13 protein-coding genes are annotated in these 19,929 nt (G+C 49.0%); 4 read left to right on the top strand and 9 right to left on the bottom strand.

The window, feature by feature from the left end; genetic code table 11:
- Positions 1–37: 37 nt before the first annotated feature.
- A complete protein-coding gene (locus ACEW9I_RS22430; RefSeq protein ID WP_373542591.1) occupies positions 38–511 on the bottom strand; it encodes a redox protein in 474 nt (157 codons plus the stop codon).
- Between the two features lie 358 nt (positions 512–869).
- Here ACEW9I_RS22430 and ACEW9I_RS22425 point away from each other — a divergent pair, with 358 nt between their 5' ends.
- Positions 870–2,180, top strand: a complete 1,311-nt coding sequence (locus ACEW9I_RS22425) for a tetratricopeptide repeat protein (RefSeq protein ID WP_373542546.1) — start codon at positions 870–872, stop codon at positions 2,178–2,180.
- 328 nt (positions 2,181–2,508) lie between these two features.
- Here the strand turns inward: ACEW9I_RS22425 and ACEW9I_RS22420 are convergent, their stop codons facing one another.
- The 8 genes from ACEW9I_RS22420 to ACEW9I_RS22385 form a co-directional block, all read right to left on the bottom strand.
- Positions 2,509–3,489, bottom strand: coding sequence for an RNA polymerase sigma factor, RpoD/SigA family (locus tag ACEW9I_RS22420; protein WP_373542545.1), 981 nt, complete (start codon positions 3,487–3,489; stop codon positions 2,509–2,511).
- Between the two features lie 391 nt (positions 3,490–3,880).
- Entirely contained in the window at positions 3,881–5,113 is a 1,233-nt protein-coding gene (locus ACEW9I_RS22415) for a DUF445 domain-containing protein (RefSeq protein ID WP_373542544.1), read from the bottom strand.
- Between the two features lie 26 nt (positions 5,114–5,139).
- A complete protein-coding gene (locus tag ACEW9I_RS22410; protein WP_373542543.1) occupies positions 5,140–6,222 on the bottom strand; it encodes an ATP-grasp domain-containing protein in 1,083 nt (360 codons plus the stop codon).
- A 15-nt stretch (positions 6,223–6,237) separates the two neighbouring features.
- Complete coding sequence (locus ACEW9I_RS22405; protein WP_373542542.1) at positions 6,238–7,470, bottom strand: decarboxylase; 1,233 nt, start codon at positions 7,468–7,470, stop codon at positions 6,238–6,240.
- An 18-nt stretch (positions 7,471–7,488) separates the two neighbouring features.
- Positions 7,489–12,117 (bottom strand): MupA/Atu3671 family FMN-dependent luciferase-like monooxygenase, encoded by a 4,629-nt coding sequence (locus ACEW9I_RS22400; protein ID WP_373542541.1) that lies wholly within the window; start codon positions 12,115–12,117, stop codon positions 7,489–7,491.
- Between the two features lie 109 nt (positions 12,118–12,226).
- Entirely contained in the window at positions 12,227–12,883 is a 657-nt protein-coding gene (locus ACEW9I_RS22395) for an acetyltransferase (protein WP_373542540.1), read from the bottom strand.
- 59 nt (positions 12,884–12,942) lie between these two features.
- Positions 12,943–13,584 carry an acetyltransferase gene (locus ACEW9I_RS22390; protein WP_373542539.1) on the bottom strand — a complete coding sequence of 214 codons (642 nt, stop codon included), beginning with the start codon at positions 13,582–13,584 and terminating at the stop codon, positions 12,943–12,945.
- Positions 13,585–13,948: 364 nt separating this feature from the next.
- Positions 13,949–15,379 (bottom strand): DNA phosphorothioation system restriction enzyme, encoded by a 1,431-nt coding sequence (locus ACEW9I_RS22385; protein ID WP_373542590.1) that lies wholly within the window; start codon positions 15,377–15,379, stop codon positions 13,949–13,951.
- 1,111 nt (positions 15,380–16,490) lie between these two features.
- Between ACEW9I_RS22385 and nadA the strand changes: the two genes are divergently transcribed.
- The 3 genes from nadA (at position 16,491) to trpB (ending at position 19,723) form a co-directional block, all read left to right on the top strand.
- A complete protein-coding gene (gene nadA / locus ACEW9I_RS22380) occupies positions 16,491–17,453 on the top strand; it encodes a quinolinate synthase NadA (RefSeq protein WP_373542538.1) in 963 nt (320 codons plus the stop codon).
- Positions 17,454–17,870: 417 nt separating this feature from the next.
- A complete protein-coding gene (locus tag ACEW9I_RS22375; protein WP_373542537.1) occupies positions 17,871–18,194 on the top strand; it encodes a hypothetical protein in 324 nt (107 codons plus the stop codon).
- Between the two features lie 284 nt (positions 18,195–18,478).
- Positions 18,479–19,723 carry a tryptophan synthase subunit beta gene (gene trpB / locus ACEW9I_RS22370; RefSeq protein WP_373542536.1) on the top strand — a complete coding sequence of 415 codons (1,245 nt, stop codon included), beginning with the start codon at positions 18,479–18,481 and terminating at the stop codon, positions 19,721–19,723.
- Positions 19,724–19,929 lie beyond the last annotated feature (206 nt).

Here is a 19,929-nt window from a genome sequence, read left to right as displayed (position 1 = left end):
TACCTAGCTCGATCGTCCGCATCATCACTTACTACTGTCACCACTGAAAACCGTGTAGCTTTGGCAATGGTGCCGAAGTCGATGTCACCCGCAATAAGCGCGGAATCTTGCCACTATTGTAGACGCGAAACTCACTCTCTACCGTCGCCTCAATGTCCCTTACCGCTTGATTCATCACCGTCGAGCCATTTCGATCGGAAACAGAGCGATGGAATGTCCCTCTGGGAATTCGCAAAATCTCGCGATCGGTCTCCAACCGCACAATATGATATGGATAGTTCCAAGTAAAGTTGACCAAATAGAATGTCCTCCCACCTGAGATCGCTAGCAGATTGTCCTCTTGATGAGGATGTAGATAAAATTGCCAGTAGCCTTCGTTGCTATCAGGGGGACTGACCGCAGGACCTTGATGGACTACCAAATCCCGCACATTGGATTCGGGGACAGTAATATCAAAAAAGCGGACACTCGGCGTGTCACGAAACTTTTTATAGCTCACCATTTCAAACACGATCCTACCTCTCACCAAAATAATGTCGATTTACTTATGAGCGTCGCACATCCAATTGTGTCAAACCGTTAAATATGAACATTTCACCCATCTGTACATCCATTTTACGATCTTAAATTAGCGATCGACAAGAAAAATAGTCGATCGTCGATGGCGAATTGTGCTTGCCGTAAATTCTGGCGATGGTCACAGTCAGATCGGAGCTAGCGAAAATACGGAAACGAGGACGACAAGATTGTAGTCAAGTTAAGTGTACCAAACCAATGCCTGAGCAACTCTCATCGGAGTGGAACTCTTATCCCGATCTCTCCGCTGGAGCTGCGGTTTTTGAGCACTATATCCATCACTACTAGACATCATGAATAGATCGATCGCCGCTGGATTGGGAATTGTGATTATTGCGTTGGTTCAACCTGCGACAATAGCTGCGGAGGTCAAAGGTAGTCAAGTCTCTGCCGCCGCGAAATTTTTAGCGGCGGGAGTGCGTAAATATCAAAGTGGCGACAATCAGGGTGCATTAGCAGATTACGATCGGGCGATCCAACTCCATCCACGCTATGCACTGGCATACGTCAATCGCGGCGTGGTTCGCTCGGTATTAAGAGATCCACGAGGGGCGATCGCGGATTTCGATCGGGCGATCGCGATCGACCCCAACTATGCCCAAGCTTATAATAATCGCGGCGCGGCTAGATATGAAATCGGCGATAAACATGGTGCGATTGCTGATTACGATCGGGCGATCGCGATTTCGCCCCGATTTGCCGCAGCTTTCTACAATCGCGGTGCTACCCGTTACGAATTGAGCGATCGCCGAGGTGCTTTGGACGACTACAATCGGGCAATTGCGATCGATCCTGAATACAGTGCGGCTTATTACAGTCGCGGGGTAGTTCGCGCCGACTTGGGCGACAAGCGAGGTGCCATTAATGATTATACTCGCGCCATTGCACTCGATCCTGAGTATGCTAGTGCTTATTACAATCGCGGGGCGATCGAGTGGGAATTAGGCGATCGTCAGGCAGCGACATCTGACTACGAGCGATCGGTATTGCTCGATCCTCAGTACGCCCACAAAGACTATCGAGTTGCGATCTCCTACTACAGTCCCACTATTATCTATAGTCCGTACTATATCGGCGGTTATTATCGGAGTGGTGCCGTAGTTTACTACAACACGGGAATTTTTTTCGATCCCTTCCATGTGGGTCGATACCGCAATCGACCTTCAGTTATCAACATTTATCATAGCCCGATTATTCAGGTCGCTCCCAGTCATCGGCGTCGTGGTGACGGCGCACCCCGCACGATTATCATCCAAGAGCGGACGATCGATAAAGCTACCAATAATGTGAATCCTCGACCCAGCGCTACCATGCTAGAGCGTCGCGAACGACAAGTAACCATTACCACTCCAGTCAGTCCCCAATTCAATCCCAGTCTCATCACCATGCCAGAGCGTCGCGAACGACAACTAACCATTACCACTCCCCGATCCATCTATACCGCGCCATCGGAGCATCGCTCCCGTCACGAACGACCGGAGATCGATCGGCAACCAGTCTTCGATCGCGCCACTCCATCACAACTATTCCGTCCAGAACGCGGACGCCAAGAAGCTACACCGAATATCCCCGAATTATCCGAGCGTCGATCGAGACAGCGATAAATATCGGCGCGATCGGTGACACTAATCGGGTGTCAGTTCTGAACCCGAACTGCTTAGAGACTAAAGTCTCTGCTAGTGTCGCCAAGTCCGCCTGCGCGGAATAGTCGATATTAGTCCGCGCAGGCGGACTTGGCAGCATTAGCAGCGATTTCAATCGCTGTGCGATAGTAAGCACAGTGGCGGTTGCCATCGAACAAAACCCCGATCTCTCTCACAAGGTCGGGGTTTTTGTAAGTATAGCAGTCGCCACATCGGTTAAGACACTCTAGATCTCAGTCCGCGTAGGCGGACTTTGCAGCACTAGCGGCGATTTTAATCGCTGTGCTGTCTAACTCGCTACATAGTCGCGAAAACTGCTGTGACGACGGCGGAAGTGCGATAGAGCTTGGTGCTCTAGTTGACGGACGCGTTCGCGACTGAGATTGAGGATTTCGCCCACCTTTGCCAGCGATAGCTCCGCCCCACCTTCCAAACCAAAGCGTAAATTAATCACATCTCGTTGTTGACGGGTAAGTTCTTCAAGAGTGGATTTGAGTTCTTGACGGAGCGATTCTTGGGCGGTGAATTTCTCGGGCGATATTCCCCCGTCTTCGAGCAGCTCCGAGAGTTCGGTATCTTGCCTGTCGCCAACTTTGACATCGAGCGAGATCGGTTGGCGGGAAATATTGAGATAGTCGCGAATCTGCGCGGGTTCTAGTTGGAGGGCGACGGCAATCTCGGCTGATGTCGCACTCCGTCCGAGTTGTTGGGACAACTCCCGTTGAGTTTTTTTGATTTTGTTGAGCTTTTCGGTGATGTGAATCGGCAATCGGATCGATCGACCTTGTTGAGCGATCGCCCGAGTGATGGCTTGCCGAATCCACCAGTAAGCATAAGTGGAGAACTTGTAGCCGCGACTGGGGTCGAATTTCTCTACGCCCCGTTCCAAGCCCAGCGAACCTTCCTGAATCAGATCCAGAAATTCGAGGTTGCGCTTTTGGTACTTCTTGGCGATCGCGACTACCAAGCGCAGATTGGCTTCGATCATTTTCTGCTTGGCTTGATGTCCCGATCGCAGTACTTGCTCGATTTCGGCTGCTGTGACTGCCGCAGCACTCGCCCACTCTGTCATCGTCGGTGGACGATCTAGGGATTGCTCTAGGCGATTTTTGACGCCTTGGAGGAGCATCATTTGCTGCACTTGCTTACCGTAGCAAATCTCTTGCTCGTGAGTGAGCAATGGAACGCGACCGATTTCATGGAGATAGGTACGCACCATATCACCTGTATATCTGGGTTGAGCGATCGTTCGAGTTTTTACACTAGGCATGAGTTGCTATTTAACTCCCTTTACAAGTGGCTGGTAAAACTTTTTCCACACTAGATTAGTTTATCTTCACAGCCTGCTACTCGATTTCCGCAAAGGATCTTCAAAATCTGACGATCGCGTTGAGCTGAGCTGCTAGATGAGTGGTCGATATGTCATCTCGGCAAGATTTGAGTTGGGGTTGACTCGGCTGCCTTGGGAACTCAGACGCAAGTCAGGATGTTAATGTTCTCCGAAATTAGGTTTTAGGCTTTAGGCTTGAGAGGATGCCTGAAAAGATTATTTGTACTCGACCGTAGATCTGAATCCCCCTTCTTAGCCCCCTTTTTAAGGGGGTTTGGGGGATTTTCTAGGGTTTGGGCGTAACAAAAACCTAAAGCCTAAAGCCTAAAGCCTAATTCTGAAACCAGAGGAAGCCTGTCTGCATTAAACCAACCAAAAAGCCGAGGACACCGCCGAGATTGACGATGCCTTGAAGTTCGCTTTTGACAATCCCTTGAATTCCCGCCTCTAGTTCGGCGGGAGAAGTCGCTTTCACCCGATCGATAATCACTTGGTCGATATTTAAGATCGGAATTACTTGCGTAACAATTTGTTCGAGATCGCGCTCCAGATAGCGATCGATAATAATCGCTAGTTCGGCACTGACGACATCCAAAGATGACGTCAAAATCGTGGAATTTCGCAGCCGACCGATCGCCACATTGGCAATTCCATCCCAATCAACCGAATCTGTCAAGCCTTGAATCAGTTCGACACCTTTGGTCTGAATATAACTGCGAATGCTGCTGCCGATCGTTTTTCTGAGTTGCTTGACAGTGGAGACGGGGAGATTTTGGAGTGAAAGATCGCGTAACAATTCACGAACGCGATTGCGGATATTGAGAGTGACAATCAGTTGGGAAATAATTTTATTGGCTTTGTCGCGATCGTCCAAACAGAAGGTGCGAAACCGACTGAGTGCATTTTTGACCCCAAAGAGATTGGCGACTACCCAATAAGTACCACTACTTTGTTCGCGCAAGCCTTCATCAATGACTTGAATATTCCGATCGGTCAAAAAATCGACGATCGCCAATCGCAATACTTCTGGTGGTAAGATCACATCGATCGCCCAATCGGCGAGTTGTGCGGCTTGTCCCTCTGTCAGCTCGAATTCCAACACTAAGCGATCGAAGATCTGGTTGATTTGTGGCTCCAAAAAATCCGGTTTGCGTGCCAAAACTCTCAACCAACGCGGAAAAGATTCGCCCAACAAGTCTTTGAGAATATTGGCGAGGACTTTGACTGTTTTCTGTTCCTTATCTGACTGAATCCGATCTAGAGCTAGTTGTAGCAGCCACGTAATCGCAGCTTGGACCCGCTCTACCTCCAGCAATCGCTTGGCGATCTTTTGTAGCTCCACTGGTGTCAGCAGCGAACCCATAATCGTATCAGAAATCCGCGACGCCAATCGTTCCTGATTGCTAGGAATCAATCCAGGCGTAAACGGCAGCTGGTATTTACCAATATATTTCGCCGTATAGGGACGAAATAGCATCTTGATCGCGACATCATTGGTAAAATAGCCGACAACAGCACCAGCCAGAGGCGGGGTCAAATATAGCCACAGTTGGAACAGGGACAATGTATTCTTACAGGTACAATCTGGGTTTATCCTTCAATTATACAGGGTTCGGGATGGAGGGCGGTTTGGACAGGAGCAGATTCAATATTGTAATGCGGCTTGTGAATGACCAAACGGGCGCATTTTGAACTCATCACATTGGGTGTGACTGTAAACCAATTGGGATCGGGAGATTGTCCTTTGACCCAAGCCACCAACGCTGCGGGAAAATTAGTTCCAGCTACGTGAGAAAATGGATAACCGCCACCAAAGCGAGGATTCATTTCCAGGACATAATAATAACCCTGGGTATCACCAAAGACATCACAATCGAGATTACCGATATGCTGGAGCGTACGACCGATTTGTTCACCGATGTGGGTGAGTTCAGGACTGCTAATGGTAATCGCTCGATCTGTCTCACCGCCACGCATTGAGAGCTTACGCTTGGCGGAGGTAGCGATGTATTCACCCTCAAGGTTATTGAGAATATCTAGTCCGTATTCTGTACCGATAATGCATTCTTGAATGAGGACGCAGCGATCGGCATCGATCGCACTAATATCAGCTAAAATTGTCCTAGTCAGCCGCTTTTGAACTAATCGATAAGCTAATTCTAGTTCCTCATCATCTTGGGGATATTCAATCCCAATCGAGGCAGTACCCCATCTCGGTTTGACTACCAATGGAAACGCCAGCTCCCCACTAGCAATCGCCTTGCGCGCAGCTTCCAATGACAGGTAAGTTTTGGGGCAGGGGATCTGATGGTGGTTGAGAAACTCAAATGTCTTCCACTTATCAAAACAAATATCGATCGTCGCTGGATCGGAAATAATCGGTACGGTACCGATCTTCAAAAATCGATCGCGTTGTTGTGCCAATAGTGGTAGTTCCAAATCATTGAGAGAGATTAACAACCCGATCTGATTTTGTTCGCAGATATCCAACAATCGATCGAAATAGCCACTATCGGTTGTAGCTGGCACGATAAACGATCGATCTCCTTCTTGGAGCGATACAGCATCGGGGTTGGAATCACAGACAAATACCTGTTTATGACCGGAGATTGCTGTTTTAAAAAAATTAATCAGATAGTTGCGAGAGCCAGAACAGCTTAGTAATATATTCATCTCAATGAGTAGTAGTTAAAGTTCGTAAGTAGCAAACACATCCTGAGTTGTCTCTTGTCTTCTAGCTAGCTCGTAGCTGTTGGTGGTTGAGCTATAGCTGACGATTGGCGGACTCGGCCAGATAAATGGTGGCTTGAACACGATCGAATAAGCTCCGACATTATCAAACACCGTGTAGTCACCGACACTGACCGCCGTGGGGTAGGCTGGGTACAAGCAATCATGTTCCATACAGGTATATCCCACCAAATCGATCGGCGTATTTGAAGCAACTAGTGTATCATCGAGTTCGTTTTTATACACTGTCAATGGTAACTGTTTACTGGGCTTAACGGTATGGATACTACCTGTAATCAACGCCAAATGTCGGGATCTCATGGTTTTGAGTCCGACTACTTTGCCGACAAACTTCATCACATTGGCAACGAGTGCGACTCCAGGCTCGACGATCAGTTCTGGCTGCAAATCTCCAGCAAATCTTTGGCTGAGTTGGGTGGCAATTACATCAGCATATTCTTGGTAGGTAGGGATATAAAAGTTAAATTGTGAGCGGAGATTTTCGGTCATGTGCCCAAAGAAGCCACCGCCAACATCGATAAATTTTGGCGGTTGGTCTGGAAAATAACGATCGTTGAGCGCAATAATTTTCTTGGTTCTGAGAGCATAAGATTCCAAGCTTCTTTGTTCGGTATTGAAATGACAGTGCAATCCGATTACTTGGCAATTACCTAGTTCTTTAAAAGTTTTAAATATATAATCTAGATCGCCATTTTCGACATCTAAACCAAATCGTGAAATCCGATCTGAATCGATATCAAAATTACATCTCGCGCCGACATTTATTTGGTGTTCTGGTAACCTTTTAGCTAATTCAACTATCGTTTGTACCTCTTGGAGTGAGTCCAAATTGACGATCGAACCAGCTAAGACAGCTTTGGCTAGCTCCTGTGGACGTTTCATTGGCCCATTAAAGATAATTCTCGATGTTGGTACGCCCAGGAGTGTGGCTAAGTCATATTCCATTTGAGAGACGACTTCGGCATACCCACCTAGCTCATAAGCCGATTTACAGAGCTGGGGAATATAGTTGGTCTTGTAGGAATACCCAATATTAGTATTTGGATAGATCGATCGAAAGCAATCCAAGAATCCGCAATAGTTATTTTTGAAGCGATCGAGATCTAATAGATAGAAACATTCTCCATATTTCTCCTCCAAATCTTTGAGAATCTGCCACGATAATTCCACTTAAACAGCTCCTATTTGCTAATTTTTAAATTCGGTGATTTCCTGAGCCAGACCGACGACAGTTGGAGAGCGAAATAAACTAATTAAAGGTAGTTTCACTTCAAACTTCGAGCGAATTTCGCTAATTAATGCCACAGCTACAAGTGAGTTACCCCCGATATCGAAGAAGTTGTCTTCGCCCTGCACTACTGGAATCTGAAGCACTTTTTGCCAAATTTCCCGTAAATGTTGCTCGGTGCTATCTTTAGAGTTGCTGACCCGTGGGATCGGCAAGGTTGCTGGGATTGAGGCTGGTGGGGCTGGTGGTGCTGCGACAGGTGGTGCTGTCAAGGTAGGAATTGGCAGTGCTTGGCGATCGACTTTCTGATTTGGAGTCAGAGGGAATGATTGGAGCAGGACAAAATTAGAGGGCACCATATATTCAGGCAGTTGGGAGCGTAAATATGCCCGCATGGTGGCAGTTGTCGGTTCCTGTCCTGGTTGGGGGATGACATAGGCGACTAGCCGCTTGTCGCCAGGGATATCTTCGCGCACGACGATCGTCGCTGCTGAGACTGCCTCATGTCGGCTCAGAATCGTCTCGATTTCGCCCAGTTCGATCCGATAGCCGCGCACTTTGACCTGGAAGTCGATCCGTCCCAAAAATTCCAGATTGCCATCGCTTCGATACCGAACTAGGTCACCAGTCCGGTAGAGCCGCGCGCTGGGATCGGTACTAAATGGATTGGCAATAAACCGTTCTTGGGTTAAGCCCGACCGATTCAAATATCCACGCGTTACGCCTTTGCCGCCAATGAGCAGTTCGCCAGCGATGCCAACCGGAACGGGCTGGTCGTATTTGTCCAAGATATATAGTTCGGTATTGGCGATCGGTCGTCCCAATGGTACGATCCCATCGACCCGATCGAGTGGATAAGTGGTAGACCAAATTGTCGTTTCGGTCGGGCCATACATATTGTGAATTTGACCCGATATCAGTCGCTGGAGCTGGACGGCAAGGGATTCATTCAAGGCTTCTCCACCCACCATCATCGTCTGTATCTGGCTGAGTGCCTGACGGGTATCGGGATCGGCAAGGAGCAGACTTGCCATCGACGGAGTGCATTGGAGGTGAGTAACTTGGTGGCGATCGATCGATCCTGAGAATGAATGATCCTGGGCGGCAATGGCGGTGGTAGAGCGAGCCTGAGATTCGACCTTGACGCGATCGAGTAGTGGCAGTTGCGACAATACCAGATCGGTATCGACCCCATAGTCGATCAGACAGGCGATCTCATCCACATCCACGTCCATAATCCGCTCGACCATCTTGAGGCAGGTTTCGACCGTACCAAACAGACCACTAGTCTCATAGTATCGCTCGAAGGAGAAATCCAACAGCTCATCGAGAGCTTGCTCGGACAGATGATCTACTGAAAACTTCCCACTTTCATCGGTAGTCTGCTGCTTGAAAGTGGGGAATTCCCAAGTTGCCAAGCGGATCAGATCCAGCGAACTCGCCAGATATTGACGCATCGGTTGGCGGACAATTTCCCGCACTGCGGCATCATTTTCGCCGACGAAAGTATGGATCATCAATGTGACCGTCCCCTGTCCGGGATGGTGATTTTCGGCCCATGCCTGACGATAAATGGCAATTTTGCTAGCCAAGTCATCCAGACTCTGCCCCAGCAAGTGCGTCAAGATATTAAAGCCCTTTGCGCCAGCCATCTGGAATGTTTCAGGATTGCCCGCTGCGGTCACCCAAATCGGCAATTTGGACTGAATGGGGCGCGGTAGGGTTTGTACGGCTACCAGTTCGCCCTTGCCATTGGGATAGCTGATACTTTCACCCCGCCAGAGTGCTTGTACCTGTTCGATCTGCTCGAACATCATTTCCTTGCGGTTGGCATAGGTTTCTGGTCGCAGCACAAAATCATTGGGTTGCCAACCAGCCGCGAAGGAGATCCCGACTCGTCCGCCCGACATATTGTCAACCACCGCCCAGTCTTCGGCAATCCGAATCGAGCTGTGTAAGGGCGCGACACAGCTTCCCGCCCGAATCTGAATCTGGTTTGTCCGCGCGGCGATCGCGGCACTAGTCACCGCTGCATTGGGGAACAAGCCCCCGAAAGCATGAAAGTGACGCTCGGGAGTCCATACCGCTTTAAAGCCCTGGCGATCGGCGAATTCGGTGGCTGCAAATAGTAGTCGATATTTGTCTGTAGTATCGGCTCCTTGCTCGTGACTAGAGAAGTAAAACAGACTAAAATCGACGGGCTTGGTGCGGTGGCGCACCGTCGCCCCTGAGGGCGCGATCGATCGTGCTGCTTTGGCGTTGTAGATAACGACCTTAAAGCCTCGTGCTAGCGTCCAAAATAATTCGAGGACTGAAATATCAAACGATAGGCTAGTAACTGCCAGCCAGACTCCTGGCGGCTGATGGTCGATCCTGGCATCCATCCCCGTGCAGAAGTTGACCACATTGCGATGCTCTACCATTACCCCCTTGGGTTTCCCCGTCGAGCCAGAGGTATAGATGATGTAGCTCAAATTCGCGGGCATTACTCCGCTCTCAGGATTGGAGATCGGTTGGCGGGCAATTTCGTCCCACTCACTATCGATCGCGACCGTCCGCACACTAGCATCGATCGCCAATTTGGGAATGAGCTGCTCCTGGGTGATAATTGTCGTCGCCTGGGAATCTGCCAACATGAAGGCGAGTCGATCTGCGGGGAAATCGGGGTCTAACGGTAGATAGCCGCCACCAGCTTTATGAATTGCCAATAGCCCCACCATCATCGATACAGAGCGTTCTAGATACAATCCTACTAGGGCATCTGGCCCGATCCCGTGGCGTCGCAGGTAGTGAGCTAGTTGATTGGCGCGTTCGTTTAATTCTTGATAAGTCAGTTCTTCCCCGCAACAGGCAACGGCGATCTGCTCGGGAGTCCGAGCCACTTGCTGCTCGACTAACTGATGGATGCAGAGATCGGGAACTGGCGTTGCAGTCTGATTCCAATCGATCGCCAGTTGCTGCTGTTGGATACTAGAAAGCAATGGTAATCGCTCTAGCGGCTGTTCTGGTCGATCGACACATGCTGCGATGAGATTTTCGAGCTGGCTGACGATCGCGCTACTTTGTCCTGGCGCGAGCGAGCCTGCATGGACTAATTCTGGCGCACTGCCATCCTCATAAGCAACCAATGCCATTGTGGCATTCAAATTCTGCCAATCTAGTCGATCGGGACTAGGTGCCGACACAATTGCCACAGGCAAGGCGCGACTGAGCGGATTGTCTCGCAGTTCGAGATAACGCCTCAATAGTGTCTGTCTAAAACTTCCCAGTCGCGCTGTCCGCTCTAGGGCTGTTGCTAGTCGGATCTGAAACTGACTGAATGATTCCCCTGCTTGTACCTTGACCCGAAATGGTACCCGTTGAGCAAAAATTTGGGGGGCAACGCTCCGCTGTGCCTCAGTCTGTAACCCCAGATCGAAATTTGGCTCGGGCGAGAGGCGCGCACAGTAGGCGGCAAACATCGATAGTAGGGATGTTGCTGCTACTTGGTGATTATTTAGATCGAGCGGCTGGCGAGAAATTGCTGCCTGGTGGCGACTACCGCTCCCGTAGAGATTGGTTAAGTAAGGATGCTCGAAGGGTGCAAGTTGCTCTGCCCGTTTTGCCCATACTTGTTCGTGCCGACAGATATCGGCATTCCGCTGACTGATTGCGGCTGTGAGATCTGGATCTAGTTTTGGCAAGATGCCACCGACACGGATGCCATAGTCTTCGATCGCGCGTTCTACTGACAGCTCTCGACCATCGATCGTACTCATCCGCCTAAACTCGATCGCGCCATCTGCCGTCGCAATACACAATCCATCTGCATCTAGTTTCAGTACTCGCCCTGGAGTCCCGTAGGCAGTGGTGACGATCCGTGCTGACTCGACCACGATAACGCCACCTGGCAACCAAATTTTGACCATCCCCAAGGGATTGCGCGTGTGCCCGAAGTCCAGCGATCGCGCTAGCGTCCAAATCTCGTGACTAGTAACCTCAAATGACAAGAGCGAAGAGGCATCGGGACGATGGCTCGGCCCAAAATAAGTGCGTTGCGATAGATCTTGCTCGTAAGGCTCGATCGAGCCTGTCGCCAATCGACCGATCAGTTCGGTAAATGACTCAACCGCCGCCTCAAAGCAGCGCGTATTCAGACTCAATGATGTGTCATCCGCCAAAATTGGCACGACTTTCTGATGAAAAATCCGACCTGCATCGATCTCATCGACAACTTCATGCCAGGTGACAGCATGGTGAGTTTCACCATGCTGGATTGCCCACGCAGTTGCATACAATCCCGCATACTTGGGCAGTGGCGAGTCATGATAATTGATCGCTGTGCCGCGCGCCTGTGTCACGACACTTTCAGGAATGATCCAGTGGGTATTGTTGATGCTAAATAGATAATCATATTCACTACTGAGAATCTGTGCCTGAAAAGTCGATCGATCGGCAGCATAAAAGATGTCATGTGCTTGAGACCACTCTTGCAATGAACCATCTGCGGAATAGATGCCTAGCACTTGCCACCCTTGTTGCAATAATACTTCGAGGCAACTTACCACCACCACACCATCACCGACAACATAACAGGAAAGACTGGACATAGATTTCACACGACTCAACTTAATTTAACTTCCGATCGAATTGCTGGGAACGTTCATTTTGAGAGTTTCCCCTCGCGAGTGGACATAGATTTCACCAGACCCAACTTAGTTAAATTCTAATCAAGTTGCTGGGGACTTCCATTTTGAGGGTGCCTCCAGGCGAGTACACTGCTCGATCTTCCGTGTCTGCAAGAATGAGCGATCCCGCCCCAATGATGTTTTCTTTACCGATTTTGATGTAATTTCGGATGGTAGCATTTAAACCGATGAAACTGTACTCACCAATAACTACACCACCGCCCATCGAGACATTAGCCGCCACAAAGCAATGATCCTTGATGACACAGTGGTGGGCGATCTGATTTGGTCCCAACAGCAGACAATTATTCCCGATCGAGCTAAAAGGTTGGATCACATTATTTTCCAAAATACAACAATTCTCACCCACTGGCGTGTTGTAATAACATGCTCTGGAACTGATATAAGAAACAAAGCTATATCCCCTCGACTTCGCATCTAAATACTTCTGCGCCCGCAACTTATTTACTTTTTGATAACTAATTGCGATGAATAAATGGTAGCGATCGGGTGGATAATACTGTTCGAGTTTTTCATAGGGAACCATTGGTAAGCCATAAAAACTATCTGCTTTGAGATAGTTTTCATCAACTGTAAATGCCACTACCTCATGCTCGGAATCATGTGTTAGATAGAAATGAACCATTTCGGCAATCTCGCTACTACCGAAAATCACAACTTTAGCCATGAGTTATCTGCTTATTTGAGGATTTTGGGTGGATTTTGGGCTGATACATAATTAAATGACTAGGCTGCTTCCACTGCGCTTTTGATCGTCCGAGCGGGGCTACCGACGGCGATACAGCCAGCCGGAATGTTTTTAGTGGCTACTGCTCCCGCACCGAGATGCGCCCATGCGCCGACATTCAAACCAGGCAATACGGTACTCCCCAGCGCGAGAAATACGCCTTCATCAACTGATGCTCCTCCGGCGAGATGCGCGACCGCAATATGCACATAATCACCGACAATGCAATCATGATCGACACTTGCTTTGGTGTTGAGGATGACATGAGCACCAATGATGGCACTAGGCTGGACGATTGCCCCAGCACAAACAATCGTTCCCGCTCCCAGTGGCACTTCTGGGTGAACCCATGCGAAGGGATGAATGACGGTAATCCAGTTGAGATCCATTGTCGTCGCCACCTGCTTCCTGACGTGATTATCACCTAGCCCAATAATTGCGCCATCGCAGTTGGCACGGTTTAAATCGCTAATCGGCCCGATGATTGGCACTCCAAAGATCGACTCACCCCATTTTTGCGGGTCGTCATCATAAAATCCAATCACTTTGTGCCCGACTGCCATAAGTGTAGATGCTACAACTTTTGCATGGCCTCCGGCTCCAATTACCGCTATTCTTTGCTTATCAATAATCTCTTTCATTACTTAGCAATATGGCTCTAAATATATAGTTATTATTCCCGCTGCGATCGAGTAAAATTGCAACGAGTCATGCAGTTTTCGCTCTAGTCAATCATCTCTTCGCACAGTGAAAAGGTGCTGTGACCGATCGTACATGATGACGATCTTGTCTGAAATCTTAATTTTTGGGTAGAAATCAACATCTTGCCGATTAAAGTAGCTAAGGTTGAGATCGCTTAAACCTCCTTGCCAGTGTGGATTGACAGCATTAAGCGATCGAGTAATCTGGAGGTTTTCTGACTTGCAAAGATTTTTGTAGCTTACCATAAAGATTGATATTTTTTTCCCGATCGACCGATCCCTGACTGAGGACAACCACCGGAGGTTAGATATCCAACAATCCATAGCGTTTTTGCAGCGTCAGCAGTTGGGTTCTGGCTGCGGCAGCATTGTCAGCGAGATCGGCAAATTCGATCAGTCGGAGCAGTTCTTTTTTTAGTAGGTTGCGCTCGATCGCCAGTGTGCCTCGATCTAGCTCTGGTGGCAAAACGACCATATCATACAGAGTAGCACGATCCTTCCCCAGCGCGGGGCGGAGAATCCGCCCGCGACGTTGGATAAATTGGCGCGGATTGGAGCTACTGGCGAGGATGACGGCGTGCTTGATGGCGGGGATATCGATCCCTTCGTCCAAGCAGCGGATGGCGACTAGTCCCTGAAGTTCGCCGGATTCAAATTGATGGCGGAGTTGTTCTCGCTCTGGTAGCGATGTGGCGGCGGTGTAGGTATTGACACGATAGCCGAGTTCGGTACCCAGGAGGTGGGTGACGGCGGTAAGTTGTTGAGTACTGTCGCTACTCCCATCGCCACAGTAGAATAGGGTGTGACTGGTATCCAATCGCGCTTGCATCAAGGTTTTGAGGGCGACGAGCTTGTTGGCGGCAGCACCGATAAGCCGCGCGCGTTGCATCAGCAATGGTGTCAGATCTGGGGTGTCGAATTCGTCCTGGCTACGACGATTTTGAGAGTTGTAGAGGAGTTTGCGACTGATGGCGCGAGTGAGTTTGAGGTAGCGATCGCTCTCATCTGGAGTCAGTTCGACCAAGATCGGATAGTATAGATAATGCACGAGGGCACCACAAGCGATCGCATCTTTGAGCGTAAATTCGGGCTGTAAGATGTCTCCGAAGTAGTCGAGGATGTTTTGAGTGCCAATGTCGTCATAGTGGCGTTCTGGGGTCGCAGAGAGTGCGAGGCGTAAGCCAACATTGCGCGGGAGGCTAGATTCGCGTTTTTTCGCCCCGAGGTTGTGCACCTCATCGCCGATCATCAGGGTGCGATCGGGTAAATATTTGAGCTGCGATTGAAATCCAGGTGTAATTAGGGTTTCATTGGTAGTGACGATCGTTAGAAATTTTTGTTGTCCGGTATGAATCCTGGCGAGTTGATAGGAAAATTTACTCTGCCATTTATGGATGCTTTCACAGGCGAGAATCGGCTGAAGGTTGAATTTTTCACACTCTCGCCCCCATTGGGTGACGAGGTGCCGAAATGGGCAGATGACGACAAGGACTTGTAGTCCGATTTGTTGATATAGTTGATGAGCGATCGCGAGTGCGGTAATGGTCTTACCACTGCCTGTCGCCATCTTGAGAGTACCGCGACCTTGATTTTTGAACCAATTAGAAACCGCTTGCTGTTGGTACGATCGCAGTTGCAGATCTGTGGGTAGCTGCGGACATCCTGGGGGAACTGGCTCGACTCGATAGCTGACTTGAGACTCAGCGACTGCTACCAAGCGATTGACATTAGCCAGTTTCGCTCTTGTTTTCGCGCTCTGATTTACTGCCGATTTCTGTACTCGATAGCTAGATGTAGAGTCAATCGACACTATTAGTTACCTAAAGATGTGCCTTTTTATACTATCACATCAGTTCAAGATTGAAGTCTCCAGGATAAATGTGTCCTTGAAGCCCAAAGTCTCATTCAAATTCTAGCGATCGATATATCCTCAATCCCTAACATCCATGTGAATTGAAGGTGAACTTGGCCACATTAGATACTTAAAGCTGGCCACATTAAAACCTGTGGCTCCTATTCTACCGTTAGGTCAGAATGTAAGAGGATGTTTGGAAAGTATAAACAGGCACCAGTAGAGAAAAAGCTGCCACGAATTGTTAGGCTGGATAAAATTCAAAATCAGTTTTAATAACGTCAGTTCGGGTTAAGGATATTGGCTTCATTCCACCGCCGCCGATTGAAATCGGGGCTAACGGTACAAAGTCCGCCTTCGCGGACTATTTTCTCAGTCCGCGAAGGCGGACTTTGCACCATGAACAGAGACTTCCAGTCTCTAGGCTCTTCTTATCCCGTTGGCGTAGCCTCTCGGAACGAGACACTGACGTTTTAATACGTTGATTGCCTTTGTCGATCTCTGTTCTCATGCCTTTAATTCTTTGGGTTTATTTAGCGTTCATTCATTTTGCTCTGACTAGAGTGACAGAAGAGGGGTATCGAGAGCGGTAGCGCGGATGAGTCGAGTCGCTTCAGCCATGATGCACCAGACATGTCGGCAATCGCGGAGTCAATTGCTTGGTATTTTGGTGAAATTTACTATAATTAAGATAGAGCGTCCCCAATACTTCTCGGTTAATCTAAAAACTAATTAGTCCGCGTGGGCGGACTTTGCATCACTAGCGGCGACTTGCGGCTTGCGCTCCGTTTATGCCTACGGCAACGACACGCCGAGCTTCGTATGCCTACGGCAGGCTACGCCAACGCCAACGTCTACGGGTTCCCCGAGGGTTTAGCGGCGTTTTTATGTCTAGGGTTCCCTCCGAATAAAAAAACGACAAGACACAGTCGCTAGCAGTTCTTAAACGAGAAGTATTGAGAGCGTCCCCACTATCTCCATCCCCACTACCCAAATGTTTGTCACCGCCCGTCCGACTGCCAATCTCGATCGCCTTCCTGTTGATGTTGTCGCAGCAATTCAGGAATTAAAAAAATCGCTCAATGCCGTCATTCTGGCACATTATTATCAGGACTCTGAGATTCAGGACGTAGCAGATTTTATTGGGGACTCATTGGAGTTATCCCGCAAAGCAGCGAGTACCGATGCTGATGTCATCGTCTTTGCTGGCGTTCACTTTATGGCGGAGACTGCCAAGATCCTGAACCCAAATAAGTTAGTGCTACTGCCAGATTTGGCAGCAGGATGTTCGCTGGCTGATAGTTGTCCGCCAGATAAGTTTGCAGCATTTAAAGCTAGATATCCAGACCATATCGTGATTTCTTATATCAATTGTACGGCTCAAATCAAGGCTCTCAGCGATATTATTTGTACGAGTTCCAATGCTGTCAAAATTGTCAAGCAGATCCCACTCGCACAGGGGATTATTTTCGCACCCGATCGCAATCTCGGTAGATACGTGATGCAGCAAGCCGAGCGAGAACTGGTATTGTGGCAAGGAAGTTGTATGGTGCATGAAACTTTTTCAGAGAAGAAGCTAGTGCAATTAAAAGTAACTTATCCCGCTGCGGAAATCATCGCGCATCCAGAATGTGAAGAATCAGTATTGCAACATGCAGACTTTATTGGTTCGACGAGCGCGTTATTGAAATATACGGCGCAGAGTCCCAGCACCCAATTTATTATCGCCACCGAGCCAGGAATCATTCATCAGATGCAAAAAGCTCAACCTCAAAAAGAGTTTATTCCTGCACCACCCATGAATAGTTGTGCTTGCAATGAATGTCCGCACATGCGATTGAATACTTTGGAAAAGTTGTATCTGTCAATGAAGAATCGCTCTCCAGAAATCACCATGCCTGAAGATGTCCGCTTAGCAGCTTTGCGTCCGATGCAGCGGATGTTGGAGATGAGCTAAATCAGGGATGATTGCTCCAGCTAACTGACTCCGTAGATAAGTCGAGAATTTACTCCCTTCATACCTAAAAATAGCTAACCCGAGAGCAATAAATTACTTAGCAACTACACCATTCACCATTCACCTTCCCCGATCGTCATCTAATTTATTACTGAGAAAGGAATAGGTGAGATCGACCCTAAATATTTATCCCAAATCTGACGTATGGTTGGATTTAAATGGTAGTATGACTATAGTCATGCTTTGGTATTAAATAGATAATGACTTTCGATGGAGTGGGATCGATCGAAACTAGGACTTTGGATGGATGATGATGCGAGCGAGGTTGCGATAAACTGAGATTAATCTACTTATACAGATGATATTCAGCCTATTAATTTGACAAAGCATTTTACGTGACCATAGGGTGATTTATATATGTCAAAACTTACGTCTTTAGCAATTGGATTGCTGACCGCAGTAGCAATCTTTCCTACAACTTCAGCGATGGCTGCGACTAGCAAGGCTGCAACCATCGCCAAGCCAGCCGGAGATCTGCACGCTCAAGTTATCTTCAAAATCGGCCCTCGATATCGCGATCGAGGTTACTACTCCGACTGGGAAAGAGAACGTTTTCGACGACGGTTGGAATGGCATCGCGAACGTGAAGCCCGCTGGCGGTCGCGCTTCTACTATCCTCGCGATCGCTACTATGGCTACGGTCACCGCAACTATCATCGCGACTACCGTTACTATCGCTAAATCGTCACTGTAGTGGGTCGAAATCGACGATCGCCAATTGATGCGGGAAATCTTGACAAGTAGCTGCTCCAAATGGCTCCAATAGTCAAGATCGACACTCGCTACCGATTGGATCGACAATAAGTAGTCATGAGAGGACGATCTAAATTTAGATCGTCCTCTTGGCGATCGTGGATCGGGACGAGTGAGCAAGAGTATAATAGTCGATTGAGGTCGATGACCATAGTCTCGATCGCAGTCGCCTAGCTAGTAAACGCCTCAGCAGATCCCCACTACCCAACCTTATGACTCAGACGCCCCTCTCACCCAGCCAAAATCGTCAGTTACCGCTTCAACAGCCAGACAATCTCGGTCGGTTTGGCAAGTTTGGGGGGAAGTACGTCCCAGAAACACTGATGCCAGCTTTGCTGGAGTTTGAAGCCGAGTACCGTCGCCACACTCAAGATCCTGAATTCCACCAGCAACTCAACGGACTGCTCCGCGACTATGTAGGCAGACCCAGCCCCCTCTATTTTGCCGAACGCCTCACTGCACGTTATGCGCGCCCAGATGGCACTGGTGCCCAGATTTACCTCAAACGCGAAGACCTCAATCACACTGGTGCCCACAAGATCAATAACGCCTTGGCTCAAGTGCTCCTTGCCAAACGGATGGGCAAACAGCGAGTAATTGCCGAGACGGGCGCGGGACAGCATGGCGTAGCTACAGCGACAGTCTGTGCGCGATTTGGGCTAGATTGCGTCATTTTCATGGGCGTTGAAGATATGAAACGTCAGGAACTAAATGTGTTTCGGATGCAGCTACTAGGTGCAGAAGTGCGTCCGGTCGCTGCCGGAACTGGCACACTCAAAGATGCGACTTCCGAAGCAATTCGGGATTGGGTTACCAATGTCGAGACCACCCACTACATCCTCGGATCGGTGGCTGGCCCGCATCCTTACCCGATGATCGTCCGCGATTTTCATGCGATTATCGGCGTAGAAACACGCGCCCAAGCGATCGAGAAATGGGGCGGTTTACCAAATATTCTGCTAGCTTGTATCGGTGGTGGTTCCAATGCGATGGGACTATTTCATGAATTTGTCAAAGAGCCAAGTGTCCGCCTGATAGGTGTCGAAGCGGCTGGCGAAGGCGTCGATACTGACAAACATGCTGCCACACTCACCAAAGGTCGCCCTGGGGTACTACATGGGGCGATGAGTTATCTATTGCAAGACAATGATGGACAAGTCACCGAAGCCCATTCGATCAGTGCTGGATTGGACTATCCTGGAGTAGGACCAGAACATAGCTATCTCAAAGATTTGGGACGAGCTGAATACTATAGTGTCACCGACGCTCAAGCTCTGGTCGCATTTCAGTTATTATCCAAGCTAGAGGGGATTATCCCCGCTCTCGAAACCTCTCACGCGATCGCATATCTCGAAACACTCTGCCCGCAACTCGCTGGTAGTCCCAAAATTGTCATCAATTGTTCGGGACGTGGCGATAAGGATGTGCAGACGGTTGCTAAGATACTGAAGTTTTAGGCTTGAGGCTTTAGCGCACCAAGCAGCGACCCAAATCACGCCGAGGTTTCCTCGTGCTCAGCGTTTGAGTCAAGACAGCGGCTCGCGCTCCTCGGCTTTGCCGAGGGATTAGCGAGACAAGACAGCGGCTCGCGCTCCTCGGCTTTGCCGAGGGATTAGCGAGACAAGACAGCGGCTCGCGCTCCTCGGCTTTGCCGAGGGATTAG

Source organism: Chamaesiphon sp. (genome assembly GCF_041738855.1).
GTDB lineage: Bacteria > Cyanobacteriota > Cyanobacteriia > Cyanobacteriales > Chamaesiphonaceae > Chamaesiphon.
Note: the sequence above shows the minus strand (reverse complement) of the source record. Positions and strands in the feature narration are given on the sequence as shown.

Coding starts and splice junctions, on each gene's coding strand:
- ACEW9I_RS22375 (WP_373542537.1), top strand. CDS start 17,871: ATGTCAAAACTTACGTCTTTAGCAATTGGATTGCTGACCGCAGTAGCA.
- ACEW9I_RS22425 (WP_373542546.1), top strand. CDS start 870: ATGAATAGATCGATCGCCGCTGGATTGGGAATTGTGATTATTGCGTTG.
- ACEW9I_RS22400 (WP_373542541.1), bottom strand. CDS start 12,117: ATGTCCAGTCTTTCCTGTTATGTTGTCGGTGATGGTGTGGTGGTGGTA.
- ACEW9I_RS22390 (WP_373542539.1), bottom strand. CDS start 13,584: ATGAAAGAGATTATTGATAAGCAAAGAATAGCGGTAATTGGAGCCGGA.
- ACEW9I_RS22420 (WP_373542545.1), bottom strand. CDS start 3,489: ATGCCTAGTGTAAAAACTCGAACGATCGCTCAACCCAGATATACAGGT.
- ACEW9I_RS22395 (WP_373542540.1), bottom strand. CDS start 12,883: ATGGCTAAAGTTGTGATTTTCGGTAGTAGCGAGATTGCCGAAATGGTT.
- nadA (WP_373542538.1), top strand. CDS start 16,491: ATGTTTGTCACCGCCCGTCCGACTGCCAATCTCGATCGCCTTCCTGTT.
- trpB (WP_373542536.1), top strand. CDS start 18,479: ATGACTCAGACGCCCCTCTCACCCAGCCAAAATCGTCAGTTACCGCTT.
- ACEW9I_RS22410 (WP_373542543.1), bottom strand. CDS start 6,222: ATGAATATATTACTAAGCTGTTCTGGCTCTCGCAACTATCTGATTAAT.